General features: G+C 72.1%; 12 protein-coding genes and 1 pseudogene. 5 read left to right on the top strand and 8 right to left on the bottom strand.

All coding sequences use genetic code 11. The features are described 5' to 3' along the window. Window positions 1-61 precede the first annotated feature (61 nt). The gene (locus tag KUM44_RS02530) at window positions 62-805 is read left to right on the top strand and encodes a GntR family transcriptional regulator (RefSeq protein WP_217205924.1); all 744 of its coding nucleotides are present in this window, start codon (window positions 62-64) and stop codon (window positions 803-805) included. Here KUM44_RS02530 and KUM44_RS02535 read toward each other — a convergent pair. The 4 genes from KUM44_RS02535 to KUM44_RS02545 all read right to left on the bottom strand — a co-directional run bounded on the left by KUM44_RS02535 (window position 775) and on the right by KUM44_RS02545 (window position 2,874). Beyond that, a complete protein-coding gene (locus KUM44_RS02535) occupies window positions 775-1,227 on the bottom strand; it encodes a hypothetical protein (RefSeq protein WP_374202000.1) in 453 nt (150 codons plus the stop codon). The genes KUM44_RS02530 and KUM44_RS02535 overlap by 31 nt on opposite strands. Before the next feature lie 74 nt (window positions 1,228-1,301). Continuing rightward, a complete protein-coding gene (locus KUM44_RS47470) occupies window positions 1,302-1,559 on the bottom strand; it encodes an acyl-CoA thioesterase domain-containing protein (protein ID WP_374202001.1) in 258 nt (85 codons plus the stop codon). Between the two features lie 26 nt (window positions 1,560-1,585). Beyond that, window positions 1,586-2,311 carry a class I SAM-dependent methyltransferase gene (locus KUM44_RS02540; protein WP_217205925.1) on the bottom strand — a complete coding sequence of 242 codons (726 nt, stop codon included), beginning with the start codon at window positions 2,309-2,311 and terminating at the stop codon, window positions 1,586-1,588. A 5-nt stretch (window positions 2,312-2,316) separates the two neighbouring features. After that, entirely contained in the window at window positions 2,317-2,874 is a 558-nt protein-coding gene (locus tag KUM44_RS02545) for a PadR family transcriptional regulator (RefSeq protein ID WP_217205926.1), read from the bottom strand. A 70-nt stretch (window positions 2,875-2,944) separates the two neighbouring features. Here KUM44_RS02545 and KUM44_RS02550 point away from each other — a divergent pair, with 70 nt between their 5' ends. The 4 genes and pseudogenes from KUM44_RS02550 to KUM44_RS02565 all read left to right on the top strand — a co-directional run. Continuing rightward, entirely contained in the window at window positions 2,945-3,343 is a 399-nt protein-coding gene (locus tag KUM44_RS02550; protein WP_217205927.1) for a nuclear transport factor 2 family protein, read from the top strand. A gap of 113 nt (window positions 3,344-3,456) precedes the next feature. Further along, on the top strand, window positions 3,457-4,284 hold the full coding sequence (locus KUM44_RS02555; protein WP_217205928.1) for a class I SAM-dependent methyltransferase: 828 nt from the start codon (window positions 3,457-3,459) through the stop codon (window positions 4,282-4,284). A 243-nt stretch (window positions 4,285-4,527) separates the two neighbouring features. Beyond that, entirely contained in the window at window positions 4,528-5,664 is a 1,137-nt protein-coding gene (gene rho, locus KUM44_RS02560; protein WP_217205929.1) for a transcription termination factor Rho, read from the top strand. 93 nt (window positions 5,665-5,757) lie between these two features. Continuing rightward, window positions 5,758-6,594 (top strand): annotated as a pseudogene (locus KUM44_RS02565) (D-alanyl-D-alanine carboxypeptidase family protein); the annotation flags it as partial. Between the two features lie 80 nt (window positions 6,595-6,674). Here the strand turns inward: KUM44_RS02565 and KUM44_RS47095 are convergent. The 4 genes from KUM44_RS47095 to KUM44_RS44975 all read right to left on the bottom strand — a co-directional run. After that, complete coding sequence (locus tag KUM44_RS47095) at window positions 6,675-8,027, bottom strand: glycosyltransferase 87 family protein (protein WP_308402460.1); 1,353 nt, start codon at window positions 8,025-8,027, stop codon at window positions 6,675-6,677. Further along, on the bottom strand, window positions 8,024-9,418 hold the full coding sequence (mptB, locus tag KUM44_RS02570) for a polyprenol phosphomannose-dependent alpha 1,6 mannosyltransferase MptB (RefSeq protein ID WP_217205933.1): 1,395 nt from the start codon (window positions 9,416-9,418) through the stop codon (window positions 8,024-8,026). Before mptB ends, KUM44_RS47095 begins: the two co-directional genes overlap by 4 nt. A 254-nt stretch (window positions 9,419-9,672) precedes the next feature. Then, window positions 9,673-10,614 carry a glutaminase gene (locus tag KUM44_RS02575; protein ID WP_217205934.1) on the bottom strand — a complete coding sequence of 314 codons (942 nt, stop codon included), beginning with the start codon at window positions 10,612-10,614 and terminating at the stop codon, window positions 9,673-9,675. A 53-nt stretch (window positions 10,615-10,667) separates the two neighbouring features. Further along, window positions 10,668-11,222: lyase family protein (locus tag KUM44_RS44975; RefSeq protein ID WP_254388949.1), on the bottom strand; the 555-nt coding region annotated here is incomplete at its 5' end.

Consider the following 11,222-nt stretch of genomic DNA (forward strand, 5'->3'; position numbering starts at 1 on the left):
TTGGATCTGGTGGCGCAACGAACCCGCATGGCTACGACACGTCACCATCAGGAGGCGCGGCATGGTCCGCACCACCCCGCACGACCGCCCGCTCACCGAAGCGCAGCCGCTGTACTGGAGGATCGCCACCCGACTGCTCGGCGAGCTGCGCGACGGCAGGATCCCGCCCGGTGAACGGCTGCCGGCGGAACGGCAGTTGGCGCTCCACTTCGGAGTGAGCCGGGAGACCGTACGGCAGGCCCTGGAGGTGCTGCGCCACAGCGGCCTGGTCACCACCGACCGGCGGGGCAGTCATGCCACGCTGTCCGGTCCGCCGGTCGAGACCCCCTCGACGCTCACCTTCCCGGTCGGCGCCCGGTCCACGGCACCGGGCGCGGTGGACCGGGCGACGGTCGCCTGGGAGACTCCCCCGCCGGAGCACTCCGAGGCCCTGGGGATGGCCCCGCACCGACCGACGCTGGTGCACCGCTACGAGTCCGCGGGCACCGACGGACACGGCCGGCGGACCGCCGTGACGTCGTTCTCCGCGGTGGCGCTCGCCGAGGTGGCGGAGCTGGCGCGCTGCCGCGACCGCGCCGACGGCACCGGGTCGGCCGAGCTGCGCCGCGCCTACGACTGGATGCGCCGGGCGGGCCTCACCCTGCACCACCGCGACGCCATCACCCGGCTCCCCGGTGTGCCTTCGGTGCGGGTCACCCGGCGCGTGCACGATCAGTACGCCCGCCCCCTGGAGATCACGGACCTCGTCATGGACGCCCAACAGGACGCCCTGGTCTACGAGTTCACGCTGCCGGCGGCGGGCTGAGCGCGCACGACCCGCGCCTGCCGGGCCAGTGCCGGCAACCGGCCGTCCGCCGACCAGACCGCGCTGTCGTCGACCGCCCAGCCGCCGCCCGCCTGCTCGGTACGGATCCGGACGAGGGCCCAGCCTTCGTGGGCACCGTCGTCGAAGGCGTCGGTGAGATGGACGGTGAGTTCCGCGGTGGGCACCGGGCGCGGGGTGCGCCAGCGGGCGTAGAGGGCGGGCGGCGGGACGCCGGTGAGGGTGACGGCCGCCGGGGCGTCGAGGACGCGGCCGCCCAGGAAGCGGATCCATGCCGTCAGTTCGGCCTTGTCGCCTCCGGTGAGCGGGAGGTCGCCGGAGGCGGGACGGATCTCCAACTGACCTGCGAAGGGCGACAGTTCGGCCGGGAGATCCAGGCGACGGCAGTCGTGGGGTCCCGGCACGCGCGGGAGCGGGCTTCCCTCGTACGACGACCCCGAACGCCGTGAGCCGAACAATGCCGAGCCGTGGATGACCTTTACGCCGTTCTGGTGGCCGGTGAACACGCAGCTCGCCGTGCGCCGGCCGACGGCGGGCGCCGCGCCGGAGAAGTGGAGCGGGCTGCCGTCGACCGGCGCGCCAGATAGTGCGTGCTCAGCGTGCGGACCGGGTGGGCGCCGCCGGTGAAACGGTCACGTACGGCGGCCAGGGCGAGGGCGGCCACATGCCCGCCGTGCGCTCCCTCCCAGGACCACCACCCGGGGTCGATACGAGTTTGAAAAGCAAACCCTCTCACGCCGACGAGTCCGAAATTCCAACCACCTAGTCAGGGCGGCGAGCCACCACCATCCGTACCCGCGGGCTTCCGTCCGCCCGCCGCCCGAACTCCGACACGACCCCGAGTTCCACCCGGAAGCCGGCCCGTTCCAGCTCGGCACGGACCTCACCGAGCCGGAAGGCCCGGTAGTACATGACGAAGGGCGGCCGCCACACGGCGTTGCGCACCCGCATCACCGCGTCGAAGCCGAGCAGCATCCAGTACGCGGGGGACGTGGGGCGGGGCGGGGCCACGACCGGGAAGGCGAAGGTTCCGCCGGGCCGCAGCACGGAGTGGACCTGGGCGAACAGGCCCGGCAGCTCACGGGGAAGGAAGTGACCGAACGCCCCGAAGCTGACCACGAGGTCGAAGGCGGCGGTGAACGGCAGAGCACGGGCGTCCGCCCGCACCCACTCGACGCGCGCACCCTTGGCCGTCACCTGACTCCGGGCGACCTCGAGCATGCCGGCGCTGAAGTCGAGGCCGGTGACGCTGCGCCGGCACACCTCGGACAGCACTTCCACACCCGCACCCGTCCCGCAGCACAGGTCGAGGCCGTCGTCGTACGGGCCGATCCGGTCGAGCGCCGTCGCGACGGCGGTGAGTACCGACTCCGGCGTACGGAACGGTGTGTGGTCGAACTTCGGGGCGAGCAGGTCGTATCCGCGCTCGACGGACGACAGGGCCTGGACGGCGAGTTCACGCAGGGAGGGGCCCTCAGGGCTGAACATCCGGCTCACCCCGCGGCGACGCGTTGTCCGAGGACGGCGAGAACGCGCTCGCACCAGCGCAGGTTCTCCTCCTCGAAGGAGATGCCGCGCAACAGCGTCAGATACGGTCCGATGCGGTCGGACTCGCACAGGAACTCGTCCTCGGTGCGTCCGTCGAGGAGGCGGTCGCGGACGCGGGCGTAACGGTCGAGTTTGCCGCGCGCCCACGCCATGCGCTCCTCGATCAGGGCCCGGGTGGTCTCGGGGTCCTCCATGGCCTGGAGCTTGATCAGGAGTTCGTCGCGGACGGCGGTGGGCCGCCGGGGCGGCTCGGCGGCGAAGGTGCGCAGGTCCTCCCGGCCGGCCTCGGTGAGGGTGAACATCCGCTTGTTCGGACGGCGTTCCTGCTGCACGAACCGGGCCTCGACGAGGCCGTCCTGCGCGAGGCGTTCCAGTTCGCGGTAGAGCTGCTGCGGGGTCGCGGGCCAGAAGTTGGCGAACGAGACGTCGAAGGCCTTGGAGAGCTCGTAGCCCGAGGCCTCGCCGTCCAGGAGGGCGGCGAGGACGGCGTACTTGAGGGACATGTGGACACGGTAACAGCAGGTGATTATTCTCATCGACACCTACTCAACTAATTGACTATGAGGTGATCCGATGCGCGCGTTCCGCGAGGCGGTCGAGGCAGGCGACTTCGACGCCGTGGAGGCCCTGCTGGCCGAGGACGTCGTCTTCACCAGCCCGGTCGTGTTCAAGCCGTACCCCGGCAAGGCCATCACGGCGGCCATCCTGCGCGGCGTGGTGCGGGTCTTCGAGGACTTCCGCTATGTGCGGGAGATCAACGACCCGGGGGGCCGCCACCACGCGCTGGTCTTCACCGCGCGCGTGGGCGACCGGGAGATCACCGGCTGTGACTTTCTCCGGGTGAACGAGGAGGGTCTGATCGACGACTTCATGGTCATGGTCCGCCCGCTGTCCGGCGCACAGGCGTTGGCCGAGGCGATGGGGGTGCAGTTCGAGCAGATCGCCAAGGAGGCGCAGACGCGCTCGGCGTGACGGCCTCGGCACGGGCCCCGACGGTGTCGGTCTCTCCGAGTCGACACCCGGTGCCGTGCCCGTGTCCGGAATTCCTGGCGCCGCGCGTGACCCGTTCGCGGTTGGATGTCCTCATGAGCACCGACGAGCACGCGCGGATGATGTCGGCCAACCAGGCGAACTGGGACGCCCGCACGCCCGTCCATCTGGCGAGCCGGTTCTACGGCCTCGACCAGGATCTCGATCCCGCGCGCTGGTTCGCCTCCTTCGAGTGGGACGACCTCGGTGAGCTGGCCGGCCGCGATGTGCTCCATCTCCAGTGCCACCTCGGCACCGAGACGATCGCCTTCGCACAGCGCGGGGCACGGGCCGTCGGCCTGGACTTCTCCGAGGCGTCGGTGGCCGCCGCGAGCGGGATCGCCGAGAAGGCGGGGCTGGACGTCACCTACGTACAGGCCAATGTGTACAACGCCGTGGAAGCCCTGGGCCGGCGGCGGTTCGACGTGGTGTACACGGGCAAGGGCGCGCTGTGCTATCTGCCGGACCTCGACCGCTGGGCGGGTGTGGTGGCCCAACTTCTGCGCCCGGGGGGCCGGCTGTACCTCGTCGAGTTCCATCCGCTGCTCAACTCCCTCGGCCCGAAGCCCGGTCCCGGCGAGGGGCCCGAGCTGCTGCTGCGCCACGACTACCTGGGCGGCGACGGCGCCGTGCACCGGGACGCGACGCACACGTACACCGACGGTCCTGCCGTCGAAGGCGCCACGGACAGCTATGAGTGGATGCACGGAATAAGCGAGGTCGTCAACGCGTTGGTGCACGCGGGACTGACCATCCGGCGCCTCACAGAGAGCGACGAGCTGCCGTGGCCGCGCTGGCCGCAGATGGTGCGGACGCCCTCCGGTTGGTGGCGGCTCCCCGAGCCGCGCATCCCCCTGCTGTACGGACTGCTCGCCACACGCTGAACCACCGTGGTACCGTCCAGTCAGCACATGTGTACGCCCCGTCGTGGGCGCCGGTGCTGTCTCATCTCAGTTCGCCGGTCGTCGTACCGGCATCAGCTCACCACCTCGTGACCGGTGGCTCTGCCATACCCGAGGTGCTGTTCTCCCGCCGCCCGAAGGCGATCTGACCGCCTTCCCGAAGTCCGCGGCCCTCCCTTCCCTCCGCATGTCCCATGCCTTCCGTCCGTGAAAGGACCAACCCTGATGACCACCACACTCGAACACCCCCCGGTCCAGCAGCAGCCCCCGGCCCGGGCCGTCACCGGTGTCCTCGACATCGACGCGAGCGGGAAGGGCCACCTGCGCGCCGAGAACCTGCTGCCCTCCCCCTCCGACCCGCACGTCTCCCCCGCTCTGATCCGCCGCCACGGCCTGCGCAAGGGCGATCTCGTCGACGGCGTGCACGGCGACCGGCGCGCGCTCACCGAAGTCGCCCGCGTCAACGGCCGCACCCCCGGCAAGAACCGCCGTGGCTTCGGCGAACTGACGCCGCTTCACCCGCGTGAGCGGATCCGACTCGAACACCCGGCGTCCGGCCTGACCGGCCGGGTCGCCGATCTGATCGCGCCCGTCGGCAAGGGTCAGCGAGGGCTCATCGTGGCCCCGCCCAAGACCGGCAAGACCGTGCTGGTGCAGCAGATCGCGGCGGCCGTCGCCGGCAACCACCCGGAGTGCCGGCTGATGGTGGTGCTCCTCGACGAGCGCCCCGAGGAAGTCACCGACATGCGGCGCTCGGTGCGCGGCGAGGTGTACGCCTCGACCTTCGACCGGGCCCCCAAGCAGCACATCGCGCTCGCCGAGCTCGTCATCGAACGGGCCAAGCGGCTCGTCGAGGCGGGCGAGGACGTCGTCATCCTGCTCGACTCGCTGACCCGGCTGTGCCGGGCCCACAACAACGCCGCCGCGTCCGGTGGCCGCACCCTGAGCGGCGGCGTCGACGCGGCCGCGCTACAGGGCCCGAAGCGGTTCTTCGGCGCCGCGCGCCTGGCCGAGGAGGGCGGTTCGCTCACCATCCTCGCGACGGCCCTGGTCGAGACCGGATCCCGGGCCGACGACTTCTACTTCGAGGAGCTCAAGAGCACCGGCAACATGGAGCTGCGTCTGAGCCGGGACCTCGCCTCCCGCCGCGTCTTCCCCGCCGTCGACATCAACCCCTCCGGCACCCGCCGCGAGGAACTCCTCCTGCCCCCGGCCGAGTTGACCACGATGCGCGGCCTGCGCCGGGCGCTCCAGACCCGGGACGGCCAGTCCGGCCTGGAGACCTTCCTGGAGCGGATGCGCGAGACGCCGGACAACGCCACGTTCCTGCGGCGGATCCAGCCGACGCTGCCCTGCGAATGACACGCCCCGCGAGGATCGCCCGTACGGGTGCAGGCGCACCCCGACCGGCCCGGGCAGCGCGCTGTACGACGGGACCCTTCCTACGTTGGCGGTATGAAGATCGGATTTACCACCCGGGCTCTCGTGTCCACCTGCACGCTGTGCGCAGCCGGCCTGCTGGCGCTCGCGCCGACCGCTGCGGTCGCCCGCACCGGGCACGACGCCGACCCGCCCGGCGGGCCCCGGGCCGTGACACCGCAGCCCGCGCTGCTGTACCGGTCCGGCCCGCATGTACAGCCCCACGCCGAGGCACCCCGGCTTCCGCGCCTCTCCGCGCTGTCGTGGCTGGTGGCCGACGCCGACTCCGGCGAGGTGCTCGCCGCGTACAACGCGCACCGCAGGCTGCCACCCGCCAGCACCCTGAAGACGCTGTTCGCCCTGACCGTGCTCCCGACCCTGCCCGGTGGCATCCGCCACACGGTGCGCGAGGAGGAGCTCGCCGGGATCGGGCCCGGCAGCAGTCTGGTCGGGGTCGCCGAGGGAAGCACGTACCGGGTCGCCGATCTGTGGCGCGGCGTGTTCCTGAGCTCCGGCAACGACGCCGTGCGCGTGCTGGCCGCGCTGAACGGCGGCTGGCGTGCCACCGCCGCCCGTATGCAGACCAAGGCCCGTGCGTTGGGTGCGCTCGACACGCGCGTGGTGTCCCCGGACGGCTATGACACACCCGGTCAGGTGTCGTCGGCGTACGACCTGGCGGTGTTCGGCCGGGCGGGGCTGCGCAACGCGGAGTTCGCGCGGTACTGCGGCACGGCAGCGGCCAGGTTTCCGGGCAGGGGCGGCTGGTCGTACGAGATCCGGAACACCAACCGGCTGTTGACCGGCGCGGACGGCGTGGACCGGTATCCGGGCCTGATCGGCATCAAGAACGGCTACACCAGCCATGCGGGCAACACGCTCGTCGCCGCCGCCCGCCGGGGTGAGCGCACGCTCGTCGTCACGGTGATGAACCCCCGGGCGGGCGGGTTCGCCGTCTACGAAGAGGCCGGCGAGCTGCTCGACTGGGGATTCGGGGCGGCGGGGCGGGTCGAGCCGGTGGGGTCGCTGGACGCGTTGCGGGCCAAGCCGAGGCCCGGGCCGGTGCCGGTGCCGGTGGCCGCGGCGGTGGAACCCGAGGGCAGGGCCGGCTGGCCGGAGGCCTGCGCGATCGTGGGCGCCGCCGGGGTGGGGGCGGGTGCCGTGTCGCTGGTGACGCGCGGCAGGGTCGAGCCGTCGACGCCGAGTTGACCGACCGGCAGCCACAGCAGCAGGCCGAGCGTGATCCAGGTGTAGATGTTGCTGCCGAGGAAGCCGTCGACGCCGGACGCGTCGTCGAACCACAGCCACACCACGCTGGTGCACAGCACGGCGTACAGGGCAGCGGCGATCCACGGGCGCCCGGCGCGGACGAGGACGGCGAAGGACGGCAGCAGCCAGACCAGGTGGTGGACCCAGGTGATCGGGCTGACCAGGCAGGCGGTCAGTCCGGTCAGGGCGAACGCCGCCGTCCAGTCCCCCGCCACGACCGCCGGGCGCGTGCGCGCCACCCAGACGCCCAGCACCAGCAGGACCACCACCGCCCAGACCGCGCGGCTCGAGATGTCCAGGCGGGCCAGGATGCCCTGCAACGACTGGTTGGAGACGTAGTCGAGGCGGCCCACGCGGGTGGTGTCCCACATCGCGTGCGTCCAGTAGAAGCGGGACGCGTCGGGGGCCACCCAGGCCGCCAGTGCCGTAGCGGCGGCGGCGACGGCGGTGGCCACAGCCGCCGCTCGCCAGCGCCGGGCCACCAGCAGCAGGCCGATGAACGCGGCCGGCGTCAGCTTGATCGCCGCCGCCAGGCCGATGCCCACGCCCGCCCAGCGCTCCCGGCCCCTCGACAGCAGCAGGCAGTCGAGCAGCACGAGGGCCAGCAGCAGGATGTTCACCTGGCCGAAGCTGAAGGTGTCCCTCAGCGGCTCGAACAGGGCCAGTCCGCACACCGCCAGCGCACAGCCGTACCAGCCGTACCGCCGCCAGTCCCGCCCCGCCAGCACACGCAGCGCGAAGGCCAGGGCGGCCAGGTTGAGCAGCAGCGCCACCGCGATCGCGACCTGTAGATCGACCAGCGCCATGGGCAGCATGACGACGGCCGCGAACGGCGGGTAGGTGAAGCCGTACATGGTGCCGGGCACCCGGTAGTCGTAGATACGCCCGCCGTGGTGGATCCAGCTGTCGACGGTGCCGTAGTAGACGCGCAGGTCGAACCAGTCGCGCAGCAGCGGCACGGTCGCGGTGAAGACGGTCACGGCGGCGGCGAGGACCAGGACCAGGGCGAGCCGGCCGCGGTCGGTGCGGGGAAGTCTCATGCGGTGCGCTCCAACGCCGGGGTCTGCGCCGCGAGATGCGCCTGCCACAGGACGACCACGGCGAGTACGCCCCCGGAGACCGCCAGCACCAGCTGGCCGGCGTCCGCGGCGCCGCCGCTGGGCAGAACGGCCAGCGCGAGCACGCCCGTCACGGCGGCCACCCGGTGCCGTACCGAGGTACTGGGCGCGGCCGCGGCGATGAGGAACAGGCCCCACAGGGCGTACCAGGGGCGGATCGCCGGTCCGAACGCGGCCACGGCCGCCAGGCTCAGACCGAGCGCGTACACGGGGCGCGGACGCCAGCGCCACCATATGAGGAGCACGAGAACGGCCGTGAGGACAAGGCCGAAGACATGCCACACCGGCACGGCCAGTGGCGCCAGATCGCTGCCGACCTCGGTCAGCAGCGAGGCGGTGGCACGGCCGAGGAGGCTGGTGAGCGCCCAGTTATGGGGGGAGACCGGGGTGTCCAGGGCGCCTATCCAGCCGTATCCCGTGCCCGCCAGGGCCGTGGCGGCGACCGTGGTGGCGGCGGACGCGGCCGCTGTGCTCAGGACGGCCTTCGCCGGGTGGTGGCCGGAGCGCATCTGGAGCAGCACGACCGCGGCGAGGCCCAGCGCGGCGGGTGCCTTGACGAGCGCGGCGAGCGTGACGAGTACGGCGCCCAGGACCGGCCACCGGCCGAGCGCCGCGACCAGACCGGCGCCGAGCAGGCCGAGCATGATGGCGTCGTTGTGGGCACCCGCGACCAGGTGCAGCAGCACGAGCGGGTTCAGGGCGCCCAGCCACAGCGCGGCGGCCGGATCGGCGCCGCTGTGCCGGGCGAGGCGCGGCAGCGCGGCCGCCATCAGCGCCACCCCGAGGAGCGCTATCAGGCGCATGCCGAGGAGCCCGGCGGGAAGTTCACCGCGGGTCAGCGCGGACAGGGTCGAGGCGACGCCGAGGAACACCGGGCCGTACGGGGCGCCCGTGTGCCGCCACAGCGGGGCGACCTCGTCCGCGAGCGGGCCGCCGAGGTGGGCGGGACCGTACGCGTACACGTCGATGTGGGCGTCGACCATGGCCCCTTGCGCCAGGTAGCTGTAGACGTCCCGGCTGAACAGCGGCGGAGCGATCAGCAGCGGGGTGGCCCACACGGCCAGCACCAGCAGCAGGGCGCGCGGGGTCGGTGGGTCGGCGCTGCGCACGAGGTGGCCGAGGAGCAGCCACGCCGCTATCAGCAGGACGACACCGAAGTACACGCCGACCAGGCCCAGGGAGGCGTGCACCGAGCTCGGGGCCAGGAGTTCCCGGACCGGCAGGGCACCGGCCGTCTCACCGCCCAGGGCGAGGAAGGCGGTGCCGGCCAGACCTAGGATCTGGCAGCGGCGGAGATCGAGGGGGAAAGCCATGGCCAACACTCGGTCAGCCTGTCAACGCCGGGTGGCTTTGAGTTGACGCGGAGCCCTCCGGGGGGAAGCGGAAGTGTGTCCGGCCGGTGATCAGGTGCGGGGCGTTCGGGGGCTGTCGAGCGTCTGCCGGGTGCGGTGGTTTGCAGGGTGCGGGCCCGGTGGGGCCTGGTCGCGCCCACGTGGCGGATCCGCATGTCGATACAGCGCCGCGCCCCTTGGGGGCACCGCCGCGCCCCCCGGCCGGAAGGGTTCTGTCAGAACACCGACAGGCCTGTCAGCGTCGTGAAGCGGTCAAGTGCTGCCACTCCTGCTACCGAGTTGCCCCGCTCGTCCAGGCCGGGACTCCATACGCACAGCGTGCAACGACCCGGTACGACCGCGATGATGCCGCCCCCGACACCGCTCTTGCCGGGCAGGCCCACCCGGTACGCGAAGTCGCCCGCCGCGTCGTACGTTCCGCAGGTCAGCATGACCGCGTTGACCTGTTTGGCCTGGCTGCGGGTGAGGAGGCGGGTGCCGTCGGCGCGGACGCCGTGGCGGGCGAGGAAGGAGGTGGCGAGGGCGAGGTCGGCGCAGGAGGCCTTGATCGAGCACTGCCGGAAGTACTGGTCGAGCAGAACCGGTACGGGGTTGTCGATGTTGCCGTAGGACGCCATGAAATGGGCGAGGGCGGCGTTGCGGTCGCCGTGCGTGGACTCGGAGGCGGCGACGCCCTTGTCGAAGTCGAGGGCCGGGTTGCCGCTCTCCGCGCGGAGGAAGGCCCGCAACTCCCCCGCCGCGTCTCCGGTACGGGTCTGGAGGCGGTCGGTGACGACGAGGGCGCCCGCGTTGATGAACGGGTTGCGGGGGATGCCGTTCTCGTACTCCAGCTGGACCAGGGAGTTGAAGGGGTTGCCGGAGGGCTCGCGGCCCACGTGTTCCCAGAGGGCGTCGCCCTCGCGGGCCAGGTCGAGCGCGAGGGTGAAGACCTTGGTGATGGACTGCGTGGAGAACGGCTCGCGCCAGTCCCCCACGCCGTACACCGTGCCGTCGAGTTCCGCGACGGCCATGCCGAAGCGGCGCGGGTCGCAGGCCGCGAGTGCCGGGATGTAGTCGGCGGGCCGGCCGCGGCCGGGGGTCCGCTCGATCTCCTCCGCGATGCGCTCCAGGATCGGCTGGAAGGTCAGTGACGACGTTGACGCTGCCATGATCACCATTGTGCCTTCCCGCCGGTCCCGGCGCGCATCCCGAGGTGAGGGGTTCCGGCTGGTCAGGCCAGGGCCTGGCCGCTGCCCGCGACGACCTCCGGGCGGAGCAGGTCGGCGAGGGTCTCGGCGGGCAACAGGCCCTTCTCCAGGACGAGTTCGGCCACGCCCCGGCCGCTGACGAGGGCTTCCTTGGCGATGTCGGTGGCCGCCGTGTACCCGATGTGCGGGTTCAGGGCGGTGACCAGGCCGATGGAGTTCTCCACGGTCCGGCGCAGCGCCTCGGTGTTGGCGGTGATGCCGTCCACGCAGCGCTCGGCGAGGGTCAGACAGGCGGCCCGCAGATGAGTGATCGACTCCGACAGGGAGTGCAGGATGATCGGTTCGAAGGCGTTGAGCTGGAGCTGTCCCGCCTCGGCGGCCATGGTGATGGCGACGTCGTTGCCGATGACCTCGAAGGCGACCTGGTTGACGACCTCGGGGATCACCGGGTTGACCTTGCCGGGCATGATCGACGAACCGGCCTGCACCGGCGGCAGGTTGATCTCGCCCAGGCCCGCGCGCGGACCCGAGGACAGCAGACGAAGGTCGTTGCAGCTCTTGGACAGCTTCACGGCGAT

Source organism: Streptomyces sp. AC550_RSS872 (assembly GCF_019049285.1).
Taxonomy (GTDB): domain Bacteria; phylum Actinomycetota; class Actinomycetes; order Streptomycetales; family Streptomycetaceae; genus Streptomyces.

Excerpts from the sequence above, each read along its gene's own strand:
- KUM44_RS02530 (WP_217205924.1), top strand. The coding sequence starts at position 62 with ATGGTCCGCACCACCCCGCACGACCGCCCGCTCACCGAAGCGCAGCCG.
- KUM44_RS02540 (WP_217205925.1), bottom strand. The coding sequence starts at position 2,311 with ATGTTCAGCCCTGAGGGCCCCTCCCTGCGTGAACTCGCCGTCCAGGCC.
- KUM44_RS02545 (WP_217205926.1), bottom strand. The coding sequence starts at position 2,874 with ATGTCCCTCAAGTACGCCGTCCTCGCCGCCCTCCTGGACGGCGAGGCC.
- KUM44_RS02550 (WP_217205927.1), top strand. The coding sequence starts at position 2,945 with ATGCGCGCGTTCCGCGAGGCGGTCGAGGCAGGCGACTTCGACGCCGTG.
- KUM44_RS02555 (WP_217205928.1), top strand. The coding sequence starts at position 3,457 with ATGAGCACCGACGAGCACGCGCGGATGATGTCGGCCAACCAGGCGAAC.
- rho (WP_217205929.1), top strand. The coding sequence starts at position 4,528 with ATGACCACCACACTCGAACACCCCCCGGTCCAGCAGCAGCCCCCGGCC.
- KUM44_RS47095 (WP_308402460.1), bottom strand. The coding sequence starts at position 8,027 with ATGAGACTTCCCCGCACCGACCGCGGCCGGCTCGCCCTGGTCCTGGTC.
- mptB (WP_217205933.1), bottom strand. The coding sequence starts at position 9,418 with ATGGCTTTCCCCCTCGATCTCCGCCGCTGCCAGATCCTAGGTCTGGCC.
- KUM44_RS02575 (WP_217205934.1), bottom strand. The coding sequence starts at position 10,614 with ATGGTGATCATGGCAGCGTCAACGTCGTCACTGACCTTCCAGCCGATC.